The sequence below is a fragment of the Ructibacterium gallinarum genome (assembly GCF_014982785.1).
GTDB lineage: Bacteria > Bacillota > Clostridia > Monoglobales > Monoglobaceae > Ructibacterium > Ructibacterium gallinarum.
In genome coordinates this window covers 1-25,288 of record NZ_JADCKB010000005.1, presented here as the reverse complement: position 1 = coordinate 25,288, position 25,288 = coordinate 1, and the positions used below count along the sequence as shown (strand labels likewise).

27 protein-coding genes are annotated in these 25,288 nt (G+C 41.5%); all 27 read left to right on the top strand.

Annotated elements, in window-relative coordinates; translation table 11 throughout:
* Positions 1–223: 223 nt before the first annotated feature.
* The 27 genes from INF28_RS03410 to INF28_RS03285 all read left to right on the top strand — a co-directional run bounded on the left by INF28_RS03410 (position 224) and on the right by INF28_RS03285 (position 25,158).
* On the top strand, positions 224–952 hold the full coding sequence (locus tag INF28_RS03410) for a CpsD/CapB family tyrosine-protein kinase (protein ID WP_226392072.1): 729 nt from the start codon (positions 224–226) through the stop codon (positions 950–952).
* Between the two features lie 3 nt (positions 953–955).
* Positions 956–1,651 (top strand): CpsB/CapC family capsule biosynthesis tyrosine phosphatase, encoded by a 696-nt coding sequence (locus tag INF28_RS03405; protein ID WP_226392071.1) that lies wholly within the window; start codon positions 956–958, stop codon positions 1,649–1,651.
* 58 nt (positions 1,652–1,709) lie between these two features.
* Positions 1,710–3,662 (top strand): polysaccharide biosynthesis protein, encoded by a 1,953-nt coding sequence (locus INF28_RS03400; RefSeq protein WP_226392070.1) that lies wholly within the window; start codon positions 1,710–1,712, stop codon positions 3,660–3,662.
* 53 nt (positions 3,663–3,715) lie between these two features.
* Positions 3,716–4,540, top strand: coding sequence for a hypothetical protein (locus INF28_RS03395; RefSeq protein WP_226392069.1), 825 nt, complete (start codon positions 3,716–3,718; stop codon positions 4,538–4,540).
* An 18-nt stretch (positions 4,541–4,558) separates the two neighbouring features.
* On the top strand, positions 4,559–5,056 hold the full coding sequence (locus INF28_RS03390) for a VanZ family protein (RefSeq protein ID WP_226392068.1): 498 nt from the start codon (positions 4,559–4,561) through the stop codon (positions 5,054–5,056).
* A 42-nt stretch (positions 5,057–5,098) separates the two neighbouring features.
* Positions 5,099–6,544, top strand: coding sequence for an S-layer homology domain-containing protein (locus INF28_RS03385; protein WP_226392067.1), 1,446 nt, complete (start codon positions 5,099–5,101; stop codon positions 6,542–6,544).
* A 199-nt stretch (positions 6,545–6,743) separates the two neighbouring features.
* Complete coding sequence (locus INF28_RS03380) at positions 6,744–7,646, top strand: YitT family protein (protein WP_226392066.1); 903 nt, start codon at positions 6,744–6,746, stop codon at positions 7,644–7,646.
* A gap of 187 nt (positions 7,647–7,833) precedes the next feature.
* Entirely contained in the window at positions 7,834–8,919 is a 1,086-nt protein-coding gene (locus tag INF28_RS03375) for a PucR family transcriptional regulator (protein ID WP_226392065.1), read from the top strand.
* Positions 8,920–9,022: 103 nt separating this feature from the next.
* Positions 9,023–9,709, top strand: coding sequence for a cell division ATP-binding protein FtsE (ftsE, locus tag INF28_RS03370; RefSeq protein ID WP_226392064.1), 687 nt, complete (start codon positions 9,023–9,025; stop codon positions 9,707–9,709).
* A complete protein-coding gene (gene ftsX, locus INF28_RS03365) occupies positions 9,687–10,547 on the top strand; it encodes a permease-like cell division protein FtsX (RefSeq protein WP_226392063.1) in 861 nt (286 codons plus the stop codon). The genes ftsE and ftsX overlap by 23 nt, the downstream gene beginning before the upstream one ends.
* Positions 10,548–10,773: 226 nt before the next feature.
* A complete protein-coding gene (locus INF28_RS03360; RefSeq protein WP_226392062.1) occupies positions 10,774–11,943 on the top strand; it encodes a S41 family peptidase in 1,170 nt (389 codons plus the stop codon).
* 1 nt (position 11,944) lies between these two features.
* On the top strand, positions 11,945–12,694 hold the full coding sequence (locus INF28_RS03355; protein WP_226392061.1) for a hypothetical protein: 750 nt from the start codon (positions 11,945–11,947) through the stop codon (positions 12,692–12,694).
* Positions 12,695–12,766: 72 nt separating this feature from the next.
* Positions 12,767–13,249 (top strand): transcription elongation factor GreA, encoded by a 483-nt coding sequence (greA, locus tag INF28_RS03350; RefSeq protein ID WP_226392060.1) that lies wholly within the window; start codon positions 12,767–12,769, stop codon positions 13,247–13,249.
* 39 nt (positions 13,250–13,288) lie between these two features.
* The gene (lysS, locus tag INF28_RS03345; RefSeq protein WP_226392059.1) at positions 13,289–14,806 is read left to right on the top strand and encodes a lysine--tRNA ligase; all 1,518 of its coding nucleotides are present in this window, start codon (positions 13,289–13,291) and stop codon (positions 14,804–14,806) included.
* A 275-nt stretch (positions 14,807–15,081) separates the two neighbouring features.
* Positions 15,082–16,080: a DUF6017 domain-containing protein gene (locus tag INF28_RS03340; RefSeq protein WP_226392058.1), complete on the top strand. Its 999-nt coding sequence runs from the start codon at positions 15,082–15,084 to the stop codon at positions 16,078–16,080.
* A gap of 16 nt (positions 16,081–16,096) precedes the next feature.
* A complete protein-coding gene (locus tag INF28_RS03335) occupies positions 16,097–16,621 on the top strand; it encodes a hypothetical protein (RefSeq protein ID WP_226392057.1) in 525 nt (174 codons plus the stop codon).
* Between the two features lie 72 nt (positions 16,622–16,693).
* The gene (locus INF28_RS03330; protein ID WP_226392056.1) at positions 16,694–17,818 is read left to right on the top strand and encodes a DUF4317 domain-containing protein; all 1,125 of its coding nucleotides are present in this window, start codon (positions 16,694–16,696) and stop codon (positions 17,816–17,818) included.
* An 86-nt stretch (positions 17,819–17,904) separates the two neighbouring features.
* On the top strand, positions 17,905–18,252 hold the full coding sequence (gene rhuM, locus INF28_RS12810) for a RhuM family protein (protein WP_264175673.1): 348 nt from the start codon (positions 17,905–17,907) through the stop codon (positions 18,250–18,252).
* Complete coding sequence (locus INF28_RS12805; protein ID WP_264175672.1) at positions 18,249–18,464, top strand: virulence RhuM family protein; 216 nt, start codon at positions 18,249–18,251, stop codon at positions 18,462–18,464. The genes rhuM and INF28_RS12805 overlap by 4 nt, the downstream gene beginning before the upstream one ends.
* 21 nt (positions 18,465–18,485) lie before the next feature.
* Positions 18,486–18,827 (top strand): phenylpyruvate tautomerase MIF-related protein, encoded by a 342-nt coding sequence (locus tag INF28_RS03320; protein WP_226392055.1) that lies wholly within the window; start codon positions 18,486–18,488, stop codon positions 18,825–18,827.
* A 286-nt stretch (positions 18,828–19,113) separates the two neighbouring features.
* Positions 19,114–19,503: a type II toxin-antitoxin system RelE/ParE family toxin gene (locus tag INF28_RS03315; RefSeq protein WP_226392054.1), complete on the top strand. Its 390-nt coding sequence runs from the start codon at positions 19,114–19,116 to the stop codon at positions 19,501–19,503.
* Positions 19,500–20,600: a hypothetical protein gene (locus INF28_RS03310; protein WP_226392053.1), complete on the top strand. Its 1,101-nt coding sequence runs from the start codon at positions 19,500–19,502 to the stop codon at positions 20,598–20,600. The genes INF28_RS03315 and INF28_RS03310 overlap by 4 nt, the downstream gene beginning before the upstream one ends.
* Entirely contained in the window at positions 20,597–21,259 is a 663-nt protein-coding gene (gene cpaB / locus INF28_RS03305; RefSeq protein ID WP_226392052.1) for a Flp pilus assembly protein CpaB, read from the top strand. The genes INF28_RS03310 and cpaB overlap by 4 nt, the downstream gene beginning before the upstream one ends.
* The gene (locus INF28_RS03300; RefSeq protein ID WP_226392051.1) at positions 21,256–21,969 is read left to right on the top strand and encodes an AAA family ATPase; all 714 of its coding nucleotides are present in this window, start codon (positions 21,256–21,258) and stop codon (positions 21,967–21,969) included. Before cpaB ends, INF28_RS03300 begins: the two co-directional genes overlap by 4 nt.
* A gap of 11 nt (positions 21,970–21,980) precedes the next feature.
* Positions 21,981–23,357 carry an ATPase, T2SS/T4P/T4SS family gene (locus tag INF28_RS03295; RefSeq protein ID WP_226392050.1) on the top strand — a complete coding sequence of 459 codons (1,377 nt, stop codon included), beginning with the start codon at positions 21,981–21,983 and terminating at the stop codon, positions 23,355–23,357.
* 32 nt (positions 23,358–23,389) lie between these two features.
* A complete protein-coding gene (locus INF28_RS03290) occupies positions 23,390–24,274 on the top strand; it encodes a hypothetical protein (protein ID WP_226392049.1) in 885 nt (294 codons plus the stop codon).
* Between the two features lie 11 nt (positions 24,275–24,285).
* The gene (locus INF28_RS03285) at positions 24,286–25,158 is read left to right on the top strand and encodes a hypothetical protein (protein WP_226392048.1); all 873 of its coding nucleotides are present in this window, start codon (positions 24,286–24,288) and stop codon (positions 25,156–25,158) included.
* The last annotated feature ends 130 nt before the right edge of the window (positions 25,159–25,288 follow it).

Sequence of the window (25,288 nt, the reverse complement as noted above, 5' to 3'; positions counted from 1 at the left end):
TTTTTCTTTAAAGTATTGACTTTTGCAGGGGATATGATATAATATCGAAGTAGAATATCTACAATTATTATGTAGTTTTGTTCGCTTACGCCTTGCAGCGTGGCAAAATGGGCGGGAGCGCTTTGTATTTTTATATGGATTTTAGGCACAAAGAAGGTGGTTTGGAGAGGAGCGGTGTTTTTTGACAGGAGGGCAAAAGAAAGGACGGAAAAAGTTTTGGCGTTTGAAAAAAAAGGAGGAAGGCCGTCCACAGGATAAAATTCTATCCAAAGATACACCGTTTTATACGAAAGAAGCTTATAAAGCTTTAAGAACCAATCTGATTTTTTCTCTTCCTGATGCGGGCAGTAAGGTAATTATTATCACCAGTGCAAGTCCGGGAGAAGGTAAGTCTACCAATAGTTTAAACCTTGCAATTACATTTGCGGAAATGGGTGCAAAAGTGTGTCTGGTGGATTGCGATTTACGTATGCCAAAGCTGGCTGGATTGATGTCTCAGAAAGGGGTGCCGGGACTCAGCAATACGTTAGTACATTTGAATTCCTTGGAAGAGGTGCTCCGCCATACAAAATATGAAAATTTAGATTGCATTTATGCAGGAGAGATTCCACCTAATCCAGCAGAACTTTTGGTTTCTGAGAAAATGGATGAGATTTTGACTTCACTACGGGAACGTTATGATTATATTTTTCTAGATACACCTCCGGTAAATACAGTTACTGACGTATCTTTGCTTGCTGGTAAGGCGAATGGTACTGTATTGGTGGTTCGACAGGGTGTAACGGTAAAAGAAGATCTGTCGGAAGCCGTACATCAGCTGACTTTTGTAAAGGCAAAAGTGTTGGGAGTTATTCTTAATGACACGGTGCAGAACGGTAGTAAAGGATATCGTTATGACAAGGGACGTTATGCGATGGAGGAGTCATCTGCAGGTAAAAAAGCAGAGGGATAAATAATGGTAGATTTTCATACTCATATTCTTCCTGGAATGGATGATGGTAGTAGCAGCGTTTCACAAACGCTAGAAATGCTGCAAGAAATGCATCAACAAAATATTTCTACTGTGGTGGCGACCCCGCATTTTGATATGCGGAAGGAGAGTATAGATGATTTTTTAAAAAGAAGGGATGAATCGTTCGGAAAATTACAGGAATGTTTGCTGGGTCCCAAAATGATTTTGGGTGCAGAAGTTCTTTTGTGTGGGAGCTATTTACATCATATAGAAGGGCTTGAAAAGCTGTGTATTGGTAGAACGCGGTATATGCTGATTGAGGGGTTTACAGAACCCTGGGGGATAGAAATGCAGCATAGTTTATCCCGGTTGATGACAGAAAGAAATATTATCCCTATTTTAGCGCATATGGAACGATATTACGGCATTCCTAAGAATCGGGAAATTATGTATGCATTGTGGCAGCAGGGCGCAGTATGGCAAATGAATGCGCAGGTTTTGTTGAGAAGATGGACAAGACGTTTCGGATTGCGTATGCTTCGTAAGGGTTTTGTACAGGTTTTGGGTTCGGATTGCCATGATATGCAGCTTCGTCCGCCGAACTTGGGAAAGGCTGTAGAAGTTGTGCAGCGGTATGCCAGTATGGATGTCTTACATGAGATAGAGGTTTGCTCTGAAAAAATGATTTCAGATGAATAAAATGGTTAAGCACTGTTCTGCTGTTGTATTCTGGCGGAAATGCGTTGGAGGGAAAGCCATGAGTTTTTTGAAGCGTATCACAAGAAACCGATATTTGTTGATAGGGGATTTTTGTTTTATTTTCATCTCTTATTTGCTTACTGTCGGTTTAGTGTATCAGCAACAGTATTTCTTTGAAATTGTGATTCGTAACTGGGCTTTTTTCGCTATTTCTGCAGCGGTATTCTTGGGTATGATGCATGTTTTTGGTTGTTACCGGGTTTATTGGATTTATGCTGGAACCAAAGATTACGGCAGGGTGGTTGCAGCGTGTTTACTGGCAGGATTGGTTACGGATCTCTTGTGCGAAGTTTATTCTGACGGTGGGTTTTATTTAAAAGCTAATATTTTGGCTTCTGGTATGATGGCCGTGAGTATGATAGGTTTGCGCATGGCAGTTCGTGTACTGGGAAAGCTGGTTTGCGTTTCCTTGTGTGAAGAACAGCGCAGAACACAGAGTGGCCGTCTCAAAAATGTATTGATTATTGGAGCCGGAAGGCTTGGAGTTACTTTGGCAAAAGATATTAGCTATAACGAAGATATGAATTATCATATTTTAGGTTTTGTAGATGATGACCCGGCCAAGTTAAATGCGATTATTGCGGGCGTCCGGGTTTTGGGTACTACAGCTGAAATTCAGAAACTTTGTAATGATTTAAAACCGGATGAATTGATTATTGCGGTTTCCTCTGCTAGTGTTCAGGCGCGGAAACGTATGATTCAGCTCTGCGGTGAAACAGATTGTAAACTTAAAATTCTACCTGGATTGGCCGATTCATTGAAAAGTCGGAATAGTGTGTCTTATATACGCGAAGTAGAAGTGGAGGATCTGTTGAAAAGGGAGCCAATTCAGTTGGATAACCGTGCTATTATGCGGGATATCCGCGGCAAGGTGGTTATGGTAACAGGCGGAGGTGGCTCCATTGGTTCTGAATTGTGTCGCCAGGTTATGCGATTTTTCCCGCAGAAATTAATTATTTTAGATATTTATGAAAATAATGCTTTTGAATTGGAAAATGAACTAAAAGACAGTTTTCCTGGTTATGATATTGAGGTGGTTATCGCATCTGTTCGGGACAGAAAGCGGATGGAAAAGGTTTTTGAGCAATATCGTCCGTATCTGGTTTTTCATGCGGCGGCACACAAACATGTCCCGCTGATGGAAGCCAACGCTATGGAAGCGGTCAATAATAATGTTTTTGGTACATATTATACTGCTTGCTGTGCAAGTAAATATGGAACCAAGCGTTTTATCTTGATTTCCACGGATAAAGCGGTGAACCCCACCAGTGTAATGGGAGCTACAAAACGTATTTGCGAAATGATTGTGCAGTCAATGCAGACAGTAAGTAAAACAGAGTTTGTGGCGGTGCGGTTTGGAAATGTATTGAATTCCAATGGTTCGGTGGTTCCTTTGTTTAAACGGCAGATCAAAAATGGCGGACCTGTTACGGTGACACACCCGGAAATTACCCGATTTTTTATGACGATACCGGAGGCAGCGCAATTGGTGCTGCAGGCGGCAGCTTTCGCACAAGGTGGTGAGATCTTCGTATTGGATATGGGCGAGCCGGTTAAAATTTATGATTTGGCAAAGAATTTGATACGGCTGTCTGGGTTGCGTTTGGGTGTAGATATCAATATTGAGATTACTGGACTGCGGCCGGGAGAAAAATTGTATGAAGAATTGTTGATGAATGAGGAAGGCTTGAAAAAAACATCACATGACAAAATTTTTATTGGTACTCCGTTTTTTAATGATATAAACAAACTGAAAGAAAACCTTGCGTTGTTGAAGTCGGCTGTTGCTTCACAGAATAATGAAATTGTAAAAAATGCCATTGCACAGGTGGTACCTACTTATATTAGAAAAATAGAAGAAGTGTCTATTCAAACAGAAGAGGTGGAGAACAGCGTGAAAGAAAAGGTGATGGAGAAAAAGGCAGCAGGCCAGCAGCTAGCAGCAATTTAACAGTTGCGCTGCAGTAGCTGGATGGGTTACATCTGAGAGGAGTGACAGGCAAAATGGCAAAGAAAACAAGAAAGACTGGATGGATCGTCGCTTTGTCAGTAATTGCAGTTGTACTGTTAGGTGGCTGTATTTTTGTTTATGCACAGTGGAATAACATCCAGGCTTTGTCTTATGCCAAACAATATACTCCCGAGCAGCGGGAGGAAATGCTTAAGAAAAACGACGCGGCAGTACAGGAAATTTTAAATCAGGTACCGGAAGTACAGATTACACCGCTTTCTGAAGAAGATGAGGCTTTGCTTCAGTCGGGCCAGATGTCAGAAGAAGAAGCATTGGCGCGTATTATGGGAACTTCTTCTGCAGAAACAGAGATGCAAGAAGAAAATACTGGTACCATACCAGAAGAGGTGCCGCAGGACACAACTTCTGATGCGGCAGTACAACCGGAGGACACTGGAACAGAAAGTTTGGATCAGGGAACTCTGGAGCAACCCACTGAAACAGGAGGGTCGGCACAAACAACGGAACAGACAAACAGTAAATCTGAGGATACTTTGCATTTACAGGAATTGCTTGCGCGGATTTATCTTTTGCGGTCAAGTTTTACAGGTCAGCTGAATTCGTTGGTGGAACAGGCTAAGGCAGAGGTAATTGCTTCAGGAAGTAAGGATAATATTTTTTCTATTGCAAGCAAATATATTGGAATGGGAAATAATTTAGAAGCACAGTGTGACGCTGAGATGGAAAGTTTGTTAAATGAAATTTATGCTGAGCTAAAGCGTACTGGTGGCGATACGGGCATGGTTGAAGATATTCGTACTGCATATAAAAATGAGAAAAGTATTACTAAAGCAGCGTTGATTGATAAATATTATTAATAACTTTGAGGACAGTGCATGAAAATTAGAATACCGATTTTTATATGGCTGGTATTAGGCGTAATCAGTATGAGTATTTTCTTATTATCTGCTCAGACTGCGCCTCAGTCCACAGAATTGAGTACTGGTGTTTTAGAGCATCTGCTACAGAAAACCATGCCCGCATATGATACTTTACCAGAAGGGGAACAGCAGCAATTAGTTTTGTCATATCATCATATCGCTCGAAAATATGCGCACTTTATTATATATTCTGTTTGGGGCGTGGTGTTGAGTGCACTGATGTATATATATGGTTTGCGGCGGTGGAGATTTGTAACAGCGGTTTTGATCATTGGATTTATTTTTGCAGGCAGCGATGAATTACATCAATGGTTTGTCCCGGGCCGCGGAGCCCAATGGTCTGATGTTGGGCTTGATGTTTTTGGCGTTATTACGGGAATGTTTCTTTTCCTAGTGGCAAAGGAAGTCAAATATAGACAGCGTATCAGGAAAGAAAATACAATTAATTTATGAAAAATATTAAATGTGGATATAAGAATTGAGGAGGAGATCACCATGAAAAAGTTAGTAATATCCATCTTATCTTTGGCAATTGTAATGCAGACCAGTTGCCTTGTTATGGCTGATGAATGGGGGAGCGTGGAAGTCCCGGCTGATTTGCAGGCCAGTAATGGTTCAAGCGTTTATCAAGACGCAATGGTAGAAATTGATGCTGGAGACAGTATTAATTTAAAAGCTACTGTGGATATGTCCAGCGTACGTGAAGCATTTGAAAGCTATGTTGCAGAGGCCAAGGCAACGATTAACGAAATTGCAGATGAAGAAACCAAAAATCTTTTACTGCAAAAACTGGCAGAATCTCAGATTTCTGGTTCTTTTGAAATTTTGCTCAAGTATCCCAAAAGCTTAACCCTTCCTACTGCTGTTACCGGCGGTGAAGCTCTTTACGGATTTAGCTCAGCAGCAGAAAAAGTTTTTGAGGAAGAGAGCAGAGAAGTTGTTGCTGTTGACTCTAATACATCTGCTTTAAAAATTGTTATTAAAGTGGCAGGACCTGTACAAGATGACGGTAGCCGTCTGGGGTATTGTACGGAGAGTGAAGTAGAAGCGAACATAGATGAATATTTGCCAGATTTAGAATTTGTAGCAGCGAATATTGACATTCCTCAAAGAGGCGTGTATTTGTTTTCAGGTGAGATGACAGGTGAGACAACAGTCAAAGGTAATAATACGGAGCGTACCATTACGTATACGGCCGTGCAAAAGCCGGGGAATGAAAATCCGGAGGATAATACCGGTATTAGTGTTAGTGTAGAGGCAACAGGTTCTTCTGCCTATCCTGTAGGTCCCGGAACCTCTGTCGGTGGAAGCGGTAGCAAATTGCCAGGAACCAGCGTTATTTTGCCTGGTACTAGCACTTCCAGCAGCAGTTCTGAGGAAACAGATGCGGTCGCTTTCTATGATGTCAATGCTCAGGATTGGTTCTATGATGGCGTTTCCTATGTTGTCAGCAATGGCTTAATGAATGGTGTTTCTTCTAATGAGTTTGCTCCATATGAGGAAACTACCCGTGCGATGATTTGTACCATCTTGTGGAGAATGGAGAATAGCCCGGCAGCTGGCGCTACTGCGGTATACGGCGATGTTGCCTCTGATGCTTACTATGCTTCCCCTATTGCATGGGCAACACAGGCTGGTATTGTAAACGGATATGGTGATGGTTTGTTTGGCCCGGATGACGTTATTACCAGAGAACAAATGGCTGCAATCTTAAATCGTTATGCAAACTATAAGGGTGCAAAAGCGGTACAGTTTGCTGATCTGAGTGCATATCAGGATGCTTCTTCTGTTTCTGATTGGGCAACTCAAAATATGGCTTGGGCAGTTGGAGCAGGTTTGATTTCCGGTAAGGAAAATAATAATTTGGATCCTTCCGCATCTGCAATTCGGGCAGAGGTTGCTACTATCTTTATGCGTTATTGTGAGAATATTGTCCAATAATTTGTGTGGCGACTTCATGAGACTCAAAAATAACTAAGTTTGCCAAAAGGATAACGGAAGTAATTCCGTTATCCTTTTCTTGTATTGTTAAACAACAAGGTTTTGAGTATCCGAACACAATCTTTTATTGTGCTGTTTTTATTAATGTGTGCCTGAGTTTTTTTGATACATAAGTGAATTTGACAGAAGGAGTCTATAAATGAAAAATATTTGGAACAAGATGATTTGTGAGTTAAAAAAATTAAAATTAAAAAATATTGTGATGTTGACGTTGGCTGGGATGATTAATGCTTTTGGAGTAACTATTTTTTTGACGCCTGTTAAGCTGTATGACAGCGGTATATCAGGAACGTCCATGCTCTTGGCTCAGATTACACCGGAAACTTTTCAGCTTTCGTTCTTTTTAATTGTGCTGAATATTCCATTATTTCTTTACGGGTTAAAAAGACAGGGAATTTCGTTTACCCTATATGCAATTTATACAGTAATTATCTATTCGTTAGGGGCATGGCTAATTACAGATGTTTTGCCTGTTGATGTCAGTTTTGTATCGCCTCTGGCTGGATCTGATCTTTTGCTATGTGCATTGTTTGGCGGTCTGATTTCCGGTTTGGGGAGTGGCCTTGCAATACGTTTTCATGGAGCTATGGATGGCATTGAGGTTATGGCTGTTGTTTTTGCAAAAAAATTGGGGATATCGGTAGGAACCTTTATTATGGGTTATAACATTGTCCTGTATATTGTATGCGGTATGGTAATTCAAAGCTGGATTTTACCACTATATTCCATTGTGACTTATATGGCAGCATTAAAAATGGTGGATGCAATTGTGGAAGGCTTTGATCGTGCAAAATCGGTTTATATTATTACTACTTGTCATGATGAAATTTGCGCAAAGCTGTCACAAACCTTTGAGCAGGGAATTACTGTGATGGATGCGCAGGGATTTTTCTCAGGAACAGAGAGAAAGATGGTTTGGATCGTATTGAACCGATTTCAAATTAGTAATATGAAAGAACTGGTACATAGTATTGACCCACAGGCGTATATTGCAATTTATGAGGTAGCAGATGTGTTTAAGTGTGAGTATACAAATAGTTGAAACTATGAGTGTATGGTACACCAAGGCATCCATAGTAATAGATTTGTAATGTGAAAATTAAAGAATGTGACTTTTCTGTAAATTTTTCGCAAAATTCTTGCAATTTACATAAAGAACGGTTATAATAAAAACATATATTTTGTTTGGGATAAAAGCGGAAAATGGGTTTATATTGGGAGGTGGCGTTATGCAAAACAGACTGTTTCAAAATACTTTGACACAGCTGAAAAAAGATGTGAAACGTGTGGTTGGTGTGATTGATGATACGGAAACGATTATTGCCTGCAGCGATGAAAGTCGGATAGGAAATGTGGTTGATAATATCTTTACCGTATTTGATACCAGCGGAGAGGTTAGATGTATTGGCGGTTTTAGTTATAAAAAAATTGAAACATTTAATAAAAATGAATATGCGGTTTTTTGTGAAGGAGAAGATGATGTTGCAGCCAATGCCTGCTGTTTTTTAGGAATTCACTTTCTGACGATTAAGCAATACTACGATGAAAAATATGATCGCAATAGTTTTGTTAAGAATATTATTGTGGATAATATTTTGCCCGGCGATGTTCTCTATAGAACCAGGGAACTGCATTTAACGGTAGAAGCCAATCGGGTTGTATATTTGGTTCGAGTACAGAAAAATGTAGAAAATGCTGCGTTGGATATTTTAAAAAATTTATTTCCAGACCGTAATCGGGATTTTGTTATTCGTATCGATGACCATGACAGCGTTGTGATTAAAGAATTTAAATCTGAGGCAGGTAAAGATGAAATTCTTCAGGTTGCACAAAATATTGTGGATACCTTGAGCTCTGAAGATATGATTGCTGTTTCGGTCGGTATTTCCACTATGGTGAGTACGATTCAGGAACTCGCACAGGCATACCGTGAAGCAAGAATTGCTTTGGAGGTTGGGAAAGTTTTTGACACCGAAAAGAATATTATCAGTTATGATAATTTGGGCATTGGTCGTTTGATTTATCAATTGCCGACTACGCTTTGTGAATTATTCTTGAAGGAAGTCTTTAAAAAAGAGTCTATTAATGTGTTGGACAATGAAACCATAGGGACAATTCAGAAATTTTTTGAGAACAATCTAAACGTATCTGAGACCTCTCGGAAGCTGTTTGTACATCGTAATACCTTAGTTTATCGTTTGGATAAGATAAAAAAATTGACCGGGCTTGACCTTCGGGAATTTGATGATGCAATTATATTTAAAGTAGCCATGATGGTGAACCGGTACTTGACATCAGAACCGACCAGAATTTAATGTCTTGCTGTAGTTGGTCTGAAATAAAATAGGGAGAAACGGCGGGGCTTCGGCTCCGCCTCTGTCGTGCTAAGAGTTGAAAATGTGCAGAAAGAGGCGCGCGATGATAGAATTCCGAAATGTAAGCAAATTTTATAGAGAAACGGGTGTCAGGGCGCTGCGTAGTGTCAGTGCAAAGATTCAACAAGGAGAGTTTGTCTTTCTGGTGGGAGCTACGGGAGCCGGAAAGACGACCTTGATCAAATTACTGCTGCGTGAAGAAACAGCCGATCGAGGCCATGTCCTGGTAGAAGGTGTAGATTTGGCAAAAATACACCGCAGGAGAATACCACAGCTGCGCAAAGGCATTGGGGTGGTATTTCAGGATTTTCGGCTGTTGCCGGAAAGGACTGTTTTTGAAAATGTAGCCTTTGCCATGCAGGTGGTGGGCCAACGCCGGCGAGTGATACGGCATATTGTGCCGCAGGTTCTAGAATTGACTGGATTGTTAGAAAAAGCAGAATGTATGCCGCATCAACTTTCTGGCGGTGAGCAACAGCGGGTTTCCATGGCTCGTGCCTTGGTCAATAATCCACCATTGTTGATTGCTGATGAACCTACTGGGAATTTGGATCCTGTTTCTTCTGTAGAAATTATGAATCTTCTCGAAAGGATCAATCGGCACGGAACAACAGTGATTGTGGCTACCCACGCGAAAGAACTGGTAGATCAAATGCAAAAGCGAGTGCTGACACTGGAAAAGGGCCTTTTGGCAGGAGATACCATGCATGGAGGATATTATAGTGTTTAACACGATCGTTTATTTTGTAACCCGTGGCCTAAAAAATATCTGGTATAACCGACTGATGAGTATGGCTTCGGCAGGAATTGTTTCTGCTGGGCTGATATTGTTGGGGATCTTTTTGTTGCTTGGATGGAATGTACAAAGCTGGCTTGTCCATATGGAGGAGCAATGTGGAGTGTATGTACGTCTCCTGCCAGATGCAGGAGGAGCGGCTTTGGATCAAATTGAAAATCAACTTAAATCAATTCCAGGTGTCCAGGACGTCTATTTGTATTCCTATCAGGAGCAGGTTCCCGAAAATGATTCTGTTCAAACGGTTTGGCGGGATGCATATTTCGTATCTTTGTCGGATTTGTCAGTAGCCTCTGTGGTGGCACAGGCAGCTGAAAAAGTACAGGGTGTGGAAGAAGTAAGGGACGGACAGGAGCAGGCAGAAAAGATTCAGAAGATGACTAGTGCAATGCGGAAATTTGGATTATGGATTGCAGTTATTTTGATTTTGTCTGCTTTGTGTATTGTAATGAATACCATCCGGCTGGGATTGCTTTCCCGCGGCCGAGAACTGGAAATTATGCGGATTGTTGGTGCATCGAATTGGTATATCCGTGGTCCGTTTGTTGTGGAAGGCGTGACTCTAGGTTTGATTGGGGCCGGTATTGCTGCGGTGATTGTGCTGGCAGGATACCGTGCGGCGATTGAAACGCTCGGCGGAATGGAGCAGATGCCTCTGTTGCTTCCGGTAGAACAGATTCAAAAATGGGTGTTAGGTATATTTGCCCTACTTGGAGTTTTGATTGGTTTTTGGGGAAGCTTTGTTTCTACCTGCAGATATTTAAAAAATTGAAAAGGAGAGATCAATATGAAAAGCAAAACCATAAAAATTGTGGCGATTGTCATTGCATGTTTGTTTTTGCTGGGAATTGCAGCTCCGCTATTTGGAATGTTTGTTTTTTAAAATTGGAAATTTTATTTTACCAGGCATAGGAGTAAGGTGGGGAGAATAGCATAACAATAGAAGTTATGCAAATTCTTTAAAAGTATCTGGACAAAATCAAAGTGAGGCGAATGATATGTACATTAAAAAATCTGTCTTGGTAATCGGTGCGATTGTCCTTATTATTGTTTCCGGTGTATTGGCGGTTGGAGCAGTGAATCCGTTCGGATTTACTGCATTTGGAGATTTAATCAAGTTTACATATGTCAGTCGTTTAATTGATATGACTTATTATGAAGATGTGGACAGCAATACATACATGAATACGGCGCTTCAAGGAGTAGCTGCGGCAACCGGAGATCCGTACACCGGATATTTATGGGGCGAAGGGGCTCAGGCATATATGGAAGAAATGGAAGGAAATTACCAAGGAATTGGTGTGTATATTGAAAACAATACAGAAGATGATACCATTACCGTAGTCTCTGCAATAGCGGGGACACCGGCTGAAGAAGCTGGGCTTACTACGGGAGATAAGATTTTAAAAATAAATGGACAGGGATATACGGGCCAGCAAATCAATGAGGCGGCGAACGCAATGCGTGGTGCCAACGGGACAGAGGTTACGATAACGGTTCGTCGCCAGGCGACTGGGGTAGAAGAAGATTTAACCTTGACCAGAAAAGAAATCGAAATTCAGAATGTGAGCGAAACTATGGTTACAGATGAAATTGGCCGAATTAATATTACGCAGTTTACCCCGGAAACTTCTGATAAATTTGAAAATGCTATGGAAAATCTGGAAGCCAAAGGGATGAAAAAATTGATTATTGATCTTCGGAATAATCCAGGCGGACTGGTTGATGAAGCAACGGCAATTGCAGATTTATTTATAGAAAAAGACAACGTGATAGTTTATACGATGGATAAACATGGAAATCGAACCGACTATATTGCGGAAAAGGACGCAATTCAAATGCCAGTGGTACTTTTGACAAATCAAGGTAGTGCTTCAGCCAGCGAAATTTTAACAGGAGCATTAAAGGATTATGGTGTTGGTTATCAGATTGGAGAAAAAACGTATGGCAAAGGAGTGGTGCAGGGCGTTTTCCCAGTAGGGAAGGACAGTGTTTTGTCAGTAACATCCGCGCGCTATTATACCCCCAGTGGTGTCTGTATTCATGGACAGGGAATAGAGCCGGATGAAAATATTCCGATGGATGTACAAAAATATGTACAGCTATCTGCGTTAGAGCCGGAAAATGATGAGCAGATGCAGGCTGCAGTACAGTATTTAAGCCGATAGCATGAAGTTAGGACTTCTTTCGGTGCGGAAGGATAAAGCGGGGTTTTTTGAAAAATGGAGGGCTCCCGTTCAGATAAAAGAAACTTTTCAAACGCAGATACCGGTGACTGTGGCTGAGTTTGCTTATACGAGAGATCAATGGCTGCGTATGACAAAACACCATCGCAAAAAATTAATACAAAAAGGTAACGAATTATTAAACAAAGCAAATGTATCGGCAGTAGTATTGACGAAGGAATGTGAGAAAGAAGAGTTGTTGCAGAACGATGAGAAATGGTTGCGCATACCTTTATCGCCTGCAATGTTGCCTTCATGTATAAAATTTGCGCTTGACATGACAGAAGAAGAAATACAAAAACGTACGCTGTGTATTATTGATTCAAAGATGGAGACATTAAATTTTGCAATTTTGTCAGAATTATGTCTTGAAGTGCGGTCTATCTTTATTTTAACAGAATGTACAGAAAAAGCAGAAGAATTGGGAGAACTGCTTTGTGATGAATATGGTGTTTTGCCGGAGGTTCAAGCCCTTCCATGTGTAAGAAGTGAGAAAATGTCTGTGACTGTCAACATGGAACGCAGGTGTGTGCAAATTGGACATGGCCGGGTGATCGACGGTGCGGCGGGCGAGTTAGATCTTCATGGATATCATGTGGATTTCGAGATAATTTTGAAGACTTGTCCCCAGCTGGGTGAATACCTGCCGGTTCGCACATGGATGTGTGGGAAAAACTTGTTGACAAGACAATGAAGTTAGATTATAATATTTAGATATAGTTATGAAGGAAATTGCCTTTTCGGGCAAGAAAAGTGGAGGAACAAAATGGAAAACAGAAAGATTACCCTTACTGTAGATGGATTAAAAAAGCTGGAGGATGAGCTGGAATATTTAAAAACCAAAAAGCGAAAAGAAGTTTCTGAGAAAATTAAAGTTGCACTTGGTTTTGGTGATTTGTCCGAAAATTCGGAATATGATGAAGCAAAAAATGAGCAGGCTCAGGTAGAAATAAGGATTAATGAACTGGAAAATATGCTGAAAAATGTTACGGTTATTGATGCTGAAGATATTGACCGTACAAAGGTAGGCATTGGAACCAAGGTTAAGATATTGGATGTTGAATTTGATGAGGCGGATTGGTATACTGTGGTAGGATCAACCGAGGCGGATCCGACCCGGGAGGAGGAAAAGACCATTTCCAATGAATGCCCGCTTTTTATGGCAATTAAAGGAAAAGGCGTTGGTGAAACAGCGCAAATTGACACGCCAGACGGACCGGTAACGTATAAAATTTTGGCCATAGAATAAAGTTGGGCAGTAAATCATCAGATAGAAAGGATAGTCACTATGCAAGAAGAAACGCAGCCAAAGAACGAAGCAGCCGCTTTGGACAAAGAGTTAAATGAGGTATTAAAAATACGCAGGGAAAAACTTTCGGCACTTCAGGAGGAGGGAGAAAATCCTTTTGATGTAACCTGCTTTGACAGAAAAAATTATACCCGGGATATTATTGAAAACTATGATGAATTTGAAGGTAAAATTGTAGTAATTGCGGGCCGGTTAATGTCAAAACGTGTTATGGGCAAGATGTCCTTTGCGGATTTGCAAGATTCTACCGGGAGAATACAGCTTTGTGTAAAACGGGATGAAATGGGTGAAGAACCTTATAAAAAATATAAAAAGCTGGATATCGGTGATATTGTCGGTGCAGTTGGTGAAGTTTTCACCACACAAAAAGGAGAGATATCAGTTCGCACCTCTCAGATAAAATTGTTGAGCAAGTCGCTGCGGCCTTTACCTGAAAAATTCCATGGCTTGACAAATCCCGATTTGCGGTATCGGCAGAGATACGTAGATTTGATTGTCAACCCGGATGTGAAACGTACGTTTGAACTGCGAAGTAAAATTGTATCCGCAATCCGTAATTATTTGGACTGTCGCGGTTATATGGAAGTGGAGACACCAATTTTAAATACAATTGCAGGTGGTGCGGCGGCACGCCCGTTTATTACGCATCATAACACCTTGGATATTGATATGTATTTGAGAATTGCACCGGAATTGTATTTAAAGCGTTTAATTGTTGGTGGATTTGATAAGGTTTATGAAATGGGTCGTTTATTCCGGAATGAAGGTATGGATATCAAGCATAATCCGGAATTTACTACCATTGAGTTGTATCAGGCGTATGCAAATTATGTGGATATGATGAACTTGACGGAAGATATGATTCGCACGGTTGCGCAGAAAGTGTTGGGAACTACAACCATTGTTTACCAAGGGGAAGAAATTGATTTGGGAAGCCCGTGGAAGCGGATGACGATGACGGAGGCAGTAAAGAAATATACTGGAATTGATTTTAAAGCGTTAAAAGATGCGGATGAAGCAAGAGAAGCTGCAAAAGCAATTGGAATAACGTTAGATGAAGATGCAAATCAGCTCTCCAAAGGAGAAATGTTGAGTTTGGTTTTTGAGGAGAAAGTGGAGGAGCAGTTGGTTCAGCCCACCTTTATTACGGAATATCCAGTTGAAATTTCGCCGCTTGCGAAGCGGTATGCGGATAATCCTGATTTCACTGAACGTTTTGAAGTCTTTATAACCCGAAGAGAATATGGAAATGCTTTTTCGGAATTGAATGATCCGATTGATCAAAAAGAGCGGTTTATAAAGCAGGTAGAAAAACGGGAAAAAGGTGATGAAGAAGCGAATATGATGGATGAAGATTATATTCAGGCACTGGAATATGGCTTGCCGCCTACAGGGGGACTAGGTATAGGAATTGACCGTTTGGTAATGCTTTTGACGGATAGTGCTTCTATCCGTGATGTTTTGTTGTTTCCGACAATGAAACCATTGGAGAAATAAAAGCCTGTAATGAAGCGGATTTGAAAGATTTTAATGTTTAGTTTTACACCAATTTACACCAATTTTACACCAATTTGTGCAGATTCATGTGTATGAAAAGCATCTTCACTTAGTACAATGAGAGCCATGTATTCATTTACAGTGGCTCTTTTTGTATTTATAAATACTTATAAATAGATACAACAAAAAAAGCACGGGATGTAATTTCATACCTTTTTAAAGTCTGAAAAGAATATTAGTTATATCTACAAGAAATACAAATGGAGGTGTGAATTTTGAAGGAGCAAATAAATCAAAAATTTGATTATTATTATGGCAGGGAAGCAGAGCAGTTTCATTTTTACAGAATCCCGAAGATACTGTTTACAGATCAAAGATTTTCAGAGATTTCAGTCGAGGCGAAAGTGCTGTACGGCTTGCTGCTTGACCGGATGTCGCTGTCTATTAAGAATCAATGGATTGACGATGAAAACAGGGTGTATATATATTTTAAGCTGGAGGATGTTATGGAGTATATGGGGATTGGTAAGGACAAAGGCGTAAAGCTTTTTGCGGAACTGGACGCTGAAAAAGGCTGCGGTTTAATTCGCAGAAAGAAGCAGGGCTTGGGGAAACCGGTTATTATTTATGTAATGAATTTCAATTCCGCAGAAACGATAACCGATCATAAATCACAGGCGGAGTGCGGAGCTTTGCAGACTTCTGAAAAACCGAAGTCTGAACTTCCGGACGGTGCCGAAGTCTTGACTTCTGAAAATTCGAAGTCCGGACTTCTGGAAAATCGGAGTCTTAACTTCTGTGAACCCGACTCTAATAAGAATAAGAGTAATCATACTGAAAATAATGATATTGAGGATAGTGATACGTATCCTATCAAATCCTATCCATTGAGACTGCAAAACGATTCGATTGATGCGATACGAAAGCGGCAAAGCTATCGGGAAATGATTTGCCGGAACATTGACTATGAGTGCCTAAAAGAGCATTACAGCGAGGAATTACTGCAAGGGATTGTCGATATTATGCTGGATGCGGTGTGCAGCAAAAAACAGTATTTAGTAGTAAGCGGAGAGGAGCTGCCACAGGCAGTGGTTTGCAGCAGATTGCTCAAACTCAGGTATGAGCATATCGAATATGTTTTGGACTGCATGAAGAAAAATACGACCAAGGTGCGATGCATCAAAAGTTATCTGCTGACAGCGTTGTACAATTCACTGACGACCATTGAGCATTATTACAGGGCGGAAGTGAATCATGATTTGTATGGGGAATAGAAAGGGGATTTTTAGAATGAAAGATAAAAATAACATTCAGCCAAAAATGAGCCGGGAGGAATACTTGTATCATAATACGGAAGTATTGCTGAAAAAGTACCGGGATGTGGTCTGGAGCATTGAGGTTTCCGCGATGCAGGCACAAATAAGCTTTGAATTGGAAATGGATTGTGCGTTAGAAGAATTTTTGGAAATGTCGTATGCGGCCGGGGCAGATTTATCCGGAACCCAGATTCAGGAGCAGATGCGAACCTTGGAGCGCAATAAGAAAATGCTGAAAATCATTGACGCAGCAGTGGAGATGCTCCGCAAAAAGCAAGGCGACGGGGAAGAGTATTACTGGATTATATATTATACATATTTGTCGGACAAGCCGTGCAAACGAATCGAGGACATTATACAGCGTGTAGGAGAAAAGACGGAGCCGATGGCGTGGAAAACTTATTTCAGCCGCCGGAAAAAGGCAATCGAAACCTTGAGCGGCATATTATGGGGCTTTACCTCAAAGGATTGTCTGCCGATTCTGAAGGAGTTTGTTTAGCACGGGTGATTTGTAAAATTTGCAGAAATATGATATACTGTTTTAGAATTCTACAGATAAGGGGTACATCATATGAATGATAAGGAATTACGGGAAATCCGAAGAAGATTTCGTCCCGAAAAAAATAATATTATGGGAATCAGAGGTTGTTTTGTGAATGATAGAAATGAAATAGTCAGCGAATTCTATCAGCCGATGCTGCAATGTTCGCAGGAGGAAAGCGAAAAGTTGCTGGCGATTATGAAAAAGTCGATCTCCGGTGGGCTTGGTTCTAATTTGGTTGACATTTGTTTTGAAATCAAACAGGTTATGGAAAGTGAAGAGCACGCGCTTTTGATGAAATTAAATAAGTCAGAACTGAAGGACGAGGAAACTGTTCATACTTTCTTTCAAAAGGTGATTGAATCTATTCGTATCGACGGCAATTATGTCATATTGCTGGCAAGTGACAATTATGACGTGTTTTCCCATAACGCAGACGGAACAAAAGGAGAATCCACCGAGGTATATTCTTATATTGTTTGCAGTGTATGTCCGCTTAAACCAATGAAAGCAGCACTGTCCTTTCGAAATTTTGACAATACATTTCATGCTGTCAGTGCGGATTCTCTTCTTTGCCCGCCGGAATTGGGATTTTTATTTCCGGCTTTTGATGACAGACGAGCTAATATATATAACGCTTTGTACTACACCAGGGATATTTCACAAATCTATCCGGAATTTATTGAGCGGATTTTTAATACGCCCTTGCCGATGCCGGCGACTGAACAAAAAGCAGCTTTTGAAAGCTGTCTTATGGAAACACTTCAGGAGGAATGTGACTATGAAACATTGCGTTCCGTACATACACAAATCTCAGAAATGGTACAGGAACATAAGGAAACCAAGCAAGAGGAACCATTGACTCTGTCCAAAAGAAAATTTAAAGAGGTTCTGGAGGGCTGTGGCGTCAGCGAGGAAAAGGTGGAACACTTTACGAAAAAGTATGAAGAGCAGTTTGGTGAAGACGTGGAAATTACTCCGTCAAACATTGTTGATGTGAAGAGGTTTGAAGTTACTCTCCCTGATGTCACCATTAAGGTCAATCCGGAACGCAATCACTTGATTTCCACGCAGGTTATTAACGGAATTAAGTATATTATGATTCAAGCGACCGAAGGCGTGGAGGTCAACGGCGTGAATATTAATATAAGGTGAGGGAAGTTGATTTGTTTTAGGGAGTATGATATAATTTAAAGTATAAATTATATTGGAAAGTAAGAAGGAAATTTGGAGAATACGTTATGAATCATAACATTATTATTTTTAAGACGGAAGACGAACAAATAAAAGTAGATGTTTGTTTTTATGAGGAATCGGTATGGCTTACCATTGATCAGATGGCAGAGTTATTTGAACGAAATAAATCTACGATTTCAAGACACATTAGCAATATTTTTACAGAGGGCGAACTTCAAAGGAATGCAGTTGTTGCGAAATTTGCAACAACTGCTGCAGATGGAAAGACGTATCAGATAGATTATTATAACCTTGACGTTATTATTTCTGTTAGATATTGTGCGAAACCATTGCGCGGCATGCTATTCGGACAATGGGCTACACAAAGGCTAAATGAGTATATTCGCAAATGACGATGCATGATTGGGCACAACATCTTGATAGAATACTTACGATGAGCGGTGAGAAATTGCTGGAAGGAGCCGGAAAGGTATCGCATAAGCAAGCGATAGACAAGGCGGCTTCGGAATATAAAAAGTATCAGGAAAAGACGCTTAGCGAGGTAGAGAAGGACTATTTTGATACGATTAAAATGTTAGAGAATAAAGCTGGTTTGGATAAATAAAATTTAGGGGGAGAGAATAGAATGCCATTTATTGATTCAAAAATTACAGTGCCGGTTACGGAGAAGGAAAAAGAAAAGATAAAAGCAGAACTTGGAAAAGCGATTACAACGCTGCATAAGACGGAAACTTATCTCATGGTTGGAATAGAAGACAAGTATGATTTATGGCTGGCGGGGAAAAAGTTAGAAAAAGGCGCATATGTTTCAGTTAGCTTGTACGGCAGCGCAGCCCCGGAGGATTATGATAAACTGACGGCGCAGATTTGCGATTTGTATGCAAAGGAACTCGGTATACCGGGCGATGCAATATATGTGTCTTATCATCCTGTATCCGATTGGGGATGGAATGGCAGTAACTTTTAATTGGTTAATCTGGGATTTATATAAAATCTGAAAACTTGTTTAATTATATTTAATGATTTATCTGGCGTGCTCCGTTTTGGGGTGCGCCTTATTTTTTTGTATATTCTGTTTACATTATTTCTACATTTACTTCCTGAAAAATAATATAAAAAAGAAATTGTATAGGGGTTTGAAGGATATTTTTTAAGTTGTATAATGGTATTATCAAAATTGTATCAAGCGATACGGGAGCTTTGTCAGATAGACTGACAAGGCTTTTTCTGTTGCGAAAGGGTGACAATGTCTTGTGAGAAAAATTTATATGTATAACGGCCAGGATGGGAAAATCCCCATTTCGGAGTTTATTGGCAATGCAAGCGTAAAGGTAAAGAAAAAGCTGGCGTACATTCTCAGGCTGCTTGCAGATGAAACCAATCTGCTGCAGGAGCCGCATGTAAAGCATTTTTCAATAGAAAGGTATAAGCGGCTATATGAAATAAGGTTAAAGGTTGAGAAGATAATGGTCCGCATGATTTACTGTGAGGCAAATAAAAATATCATTCTGCTGTATGCCTTTGTTAAAAGAGATAAACGGGATACTGAGCGGGCGCTGGAGTATTCGCTGAAGCTCATTGAAAAGCTGGATAAGGAATCGACCGAGCCGTTTGAACAGCTGACGGAGGTGAAGTTGCATTGATTGGTGTTATGACTCTGTTTGGAGAGGTTGACCTTCAGAGCGTTTTAAAAAAGGTGTTCAGGCAAAATGACATGGAATTTATTGCTGAAAACTGTAGTACGAGCGTACAGCTGCTGGAGCGGGTGCAGGAGCAGTACAAAATAACCGATGTGATACTTGTTGCAGCGGCGGCGGTAAATATGGAGATATTTCCGGAGCTTGTTTCCGAAATCCGCAGCCTTGAGAGTAAAATGCGGATGATTCTTATTTTAAATGGTAACAGGGAGCAATATCCGCCGGAGCAGTTTTCCGAGTATGAGAATAAACGCATTGATGTGCTGTTTGACGACAACGGGTTTGATACACAGGAGTTGATTGACCTTGTAAAGCAGGGAAAGCTGCCGCGCCAAAAGGCAAAAAGTTCTCAAAAACAGACGCAGTTCAAAGAGATAAAACAGATTCCGCGATTTCCGCTTAGCGTAAAGAGGGAAAAAGTATTGGAAGAGCCGGAAAGCGCCGTGGAGGAGCAGTCCAAAGAGAGCGCGCTGACGCCAAGAGCCTTTTCACCGCCGACGGGCAGGTATGTAATTGGATTGTTTAACGCAGCGCATGGAGCAGGCGCAACCACGGCAGCTATCCGCCTTGCGGAATATTTTGCATTGTACGGGTATGTGACAAAGCTTGCGGATTTGACGGGAACGGATGCGTTATCTCTGGTTGATATAAAAAATGTGGAAGTTGGAATTGGTGCAAGGGAACTCAGTCGGTTCAAGCAAGAAGCGAACATACTAATAATAGATTTCGGAACGCCGTATGACATTGTGCCGCGAGGAGATGCTTTTCAAATTAGCTATGGATATCCTCCGGAGTACATTCGGGAGATTAACAGGTGCAGTCTTAAAATTCTTTTTGGCTTTACAGATATATGGCAGATAGGAAGAATGAAGTTTTTCTTAAAAAACGAACAGTGGAAAGAGATGATAGACGCTTCTTATATTTTTATGACTGACGGAGAGGAAAGAAGCTTACAGTCAGAATATCCGGAAATCAATATTATGAATCGGGAAAACGGTTATATAAACGAAATTACGCTGGCTTTGAAGGAGGATGAACGATGAAATTTTTACAAAACAAAATACTGATAGGCGCCGGCTGCATTTTGCTTGCCGGCATTTTTGCATTTGCGGTCTTGCCGGGGATGTATCAGGGTAAGGGCGGTACGGAAAGGGTAATAAAAGTATCCGGTACAGTCAGCGCAGGGACAAAAATTGAAGAGGCAATGCTGACAGAGGTTGAAGTCGGCAGTTTTGGCTTGCCGGAAACTGTTGTCAAAGAGAAAAAGGACATTGTCGGAAAATACGCCAGAACAGAAATTACACCAGAGGATTGTATTGTGAAATCCAAACTGTCTGATTATGCTGCAAACGAAAAACTTGACGGAATATTGGCAAGCGGGCAGAAACTGGTTACGGTAACGCTGCCGTCCATTGCGGCAGGCGTGGGGAATCATTTGCAGGCGGGCGATGTTATTTCGCTTATTTGCTACAAAGATGATGTTCCGATGGTATATGAGGAGCTTAAAAACATTGAGGTGTACAGCATTGAAAATGACGCTGCACAGGATATTGCCGAGGTAAATGCAGCAGAGGAAAAATCGGATACGGTTGCAGCTACACTAACGCTTATCGTAAACGATACGCAGGCAAAGCGGCTTGTGGAAGCGGAGTATTCCGGCAAGCTGCACGCCGTATTTGAACGGAAGGGGCAATTGCAATGAACACCAAAATTATAACTGTTTGGGGTGCAAACGGAAGCGGCAAAACTACTATTGCCTCCAATCTCGGGATTGCGCTGGCATCACGGAATTTAATGGTCGGCATTATCTCGTCAAAATTGTATTACGGGGAACTGCAAGGGATATTTGCAAAGCGGGTGGAGAACGACAAAGGGATTTACAGTGCGATTGCCAACGGCTGTAATACAAAGAATATGTTTGAAACTGCGGCGTCTAATCTCTTTTTTCTGTCGGTGCCGAATGGTTTTGACGCCATGCTGCTGACTGCGGTTAGAGGAGAGACGGCAAAGGAGTTGATTGAGGATGCAACCATGCGGTTTGATTATATCATCATCGACGGCAGCGAGGAATTGAATAATCCGATTTCAAGCATTGGACTCACAATGTCTCATCGGATTGTTGTTGCGCATCGGGCGTCAGCCAAGGATTGTTTATGGCAGGCGTCAATGGAAAATACAAGCGGACTTTTGAATTTGAGTGGCAAAATGATTCATGTGCTGAACGGTTATGACAAGACCTGCGATAAGCTGACCTATATGAGTAACATCGGGGTTAAATTTGCGTTTGAACTGCCGTATGTGGCAGACGGACGAATCCTTGAGAATGCGGGGAAACCGTTTTTGTCGGCGTCGAATGTTCCGGGCGATTACAAAAAGACAATGCAGAAGCTTGCAAGTCAGGTTATGATGTAGGAGGATGCAGGATGGTAGATGTATTTAATGTTAACGACCTTATTTACGAGGTGAATACAGGAACAATAACCGCTGCGAATGTAAGAGGTGCGGCAAGAACCTACAAGGAAGCGCTGGATATGATCAGGCACATTATTTCAAAAAACCATTCCGCAGAGCTGATTGACGTATTGTACTCCGAGGAGGCGAAGGACAAACTGAAAAACCTGATTGTGCGGTATTTGAATCAGCAGAGAATATCGGTGGAAACGTTTTCCAACATAGGGGAGCTTGCGGATAAGATCTATGAGGACATGGCGGGGTTTGGCGTGCTGACAAAATATCTTTCCGATGAAGCGGTGGAAGAAATCAATATCAATGCGTGGAACTGTATTGAAGTGGTATATCCTGATAGAATCATGATGCTGGAGGACACCTTTATCAGTCCGGACGACTGTATGGACAAGATTAAAAAGATGGTATGGCTGGGCGGCAGTATTGTGGATGGCTCCAATCCGATGGTGGACAGCTTTATTGGGGAAGGAATCCGAATCTCTGCAATTATACCGCCGTGCGTGGACAAGAAAACGGGCGGCGTTGCGTCGATTCGCCGACAAAAGGAGAATGTTATCACGAGGGAATTGATGATTGCTTACGGCAGTGCGACAGAGGAAGAACTGGACTTTCTTTCATTGTGTGTCAATAACGGTGTTTCACTTGCAATCGCCGGCTCTACAGGAGCAGGAAAAACGACCGATTTGGGATATCTGATAGGTTGTCTGGATAAAGACAAGCGTATTTATACCATTGAGGATACCAGAGAATTGAATATCGCAAGGCTTGACAGCAGCGGAAAAATGATAAACCGTGTGGTGCAGACGCTAACCAAAGAGAATGGAAATCCGATTACAATGGACGATTTGCTTAAAGAAGCGCTGCGGTTCCATCCGTATGCCATTATCCCGGCAGAGATGCGAGGTAAAGAAGCGCTGACTGCGGTGGAAGCAGGGCGCACCGGCCATACCATTATCAGCACGCTTCATGCAAATTCGGCGATTGACGCATACAACAGAATTTTATCAATGTGTGTATCGTCGGGTGTGGGATTATCGGAAAGTAAGCTGATGGAGTTTATTTTAGAGGCAATGCCGTTGATTTTGTTTAAGCGGCAACTTCCGGACGGCAGACGTATCTATGATGAAATTTTTGAAGGAATGCGAGTAGAGGACGGCAGAATCGTCGGTCAGACCTTGTATCAATACGAAATCAAAGAAAACATCTATGAGAGCGACGGACGTATCTCAAAGGTGATCGGAGAACATAAGCAGATAAATAAAATGTCAAGTGCCCTTTTGTCAAGATTGAAGTATGGCGGCGCATCAGATGCAATGCTGAGGCGGTTTATGTGAGGTGAACATCATTGCAAAATTTCATATGCCTTATGGTATTCGCGCTCCTTGTTTCGGGCGCTTTTTTTATATGCGGCATTCAGCTGCCGAGAAAGAAAAATAAAATATCCATCGCAAAGGCGGCGGTAAAAGATAAAAAGAAAGCTGTCGATGAAAAGTATGCAAAGCTCAGGCTGTCTGAAAAAATATATGTATCGGTAAAAAATGTTGCGGCTATGTGCGGGCTGCGTATGAATCTATTTTGGCTCATGGTAGCGGCAGCCGTGTTTGTCGGATTCGGGCTTGGAAAGTATCTGTTTCAAAGCAATATGCTTGCGTTTGCAACGGCATTTGTTTTCCTTCCTGTGCCATATATCATATTGTGCGTGCGGTCAAGATGGTATAAAAGGAATCAGGACGAATTGCTGGAAAACGCAATGAACCTGATTACCAACAGCTATCTCGGATGCAACGACATCATCACGGCGGTCAATGAAAATCTGAACAAGTTAGACATATACCGTCCGTTTGCGGAGTTTGTGACAGACGTAACGCTGATAGATTCCAATATCAAGCGTGCACTGAGGAAGCTGGAGCTAAAAATAAACAATAAGTATTTTTCGGAATGGATTGACATTCTTGTTTTATCACAGGAAAAGTCAGGGGATTACCGGTTTATCCTTCCGGCTGTTGTACAGAGTATGAATGATGCGAAACGGCTTCAGGTTGAGGCCGATACCGTTATGATGAGGGTGTGGAGAGACTATTTTACTGCAATCTTGCTGTCATTTTCCATTATCCCTCTGCTTAGGTGGAGCAATGAGGCGTGGTTTGAGATTTTGACAACCTCGGCAGCGGGTAAAATACTGATTTTGCTCATGCTTATTATGACGCTTGTATCTGCGTTTATAACTCTGAAAATCAACAAGCCGCTGTAGGGGGTGTAGATATGGTATATTTTCTGATTTTTATATTGCTGACCGGTGGCTTTTTTGCTGTGACGTCACAGCTTTTGGGATTGCCGCCGGCAAGTACGAGCAGAGGAATAAGGATTGCAGCGCATAAGCAGTTTTCGCCCATGCACTTCGTAAATGCATACTTTATTGCTCCGTTTGTCAAAATTTTAGCGCCGATAGTCAGAATGACTGACTTTAAGGAAAAAAGGATGGAGTTGCAGCTTGCAAGAGCAGGGATTCCATTGACGCCGAAGGAATATGTCGCACGGTCGTATCTTATGGCCGGCAGCGCGCTTGTTCTTTCAGTGTTTCTGCTCTCCGTCACGATGCGCAATATGCTGCCGCTTGCCGCAGTGTTGGCTGCGGTAGTGTATTTCCATTTTAACGGAGAGGTTAGCGACCGGTTAAAGGAGAAGGATCGGCTGATTGAGTCGGAACTTCCAAAGTTTGTCAGAGCAATCGTGCAGGGACTCAAGACGGAAAAAGATGTGATTAAACTGCTTGAGACGTATCAGACAATTGCCGGAGAGGGGCTGAAATATGATATTGAGGTTCTGATTATGGATCTGAAGTCCGGCAATTATGAGGCTGCAATGCTTGCTTTTGATAAACGCGTCGGTAATGCTTACATCTCAAGGCTGACCAAGGCTCTGATTGCCGTCAGCCGGGGAGACAATCAGGATTCTACATTGAATTACTTGATTTCAGACATGGGACTGTTGGCGAAAGAAACCATGCAGAGAGAATTGAATAAGCGTCCGGGAAGGGTGAAGATGCTCATTATACCGATTGTATTATTAGCAGTTATTACTCTTTTTTATGTCATTGGGATGCATTTGTTCCGTTCTCTTGGCGGGATTATGTGAGAAAGGAGCATTCCTGTTAAGTAACAAAAATGAGGTTTGACAAAAAGGAGTTCACTCCCTTAGAATGTAACACAGGGTCAAAGCCCTAATAAAAAGAAATCCACTAAGGGAGGAACTCTAAGATGAGTAT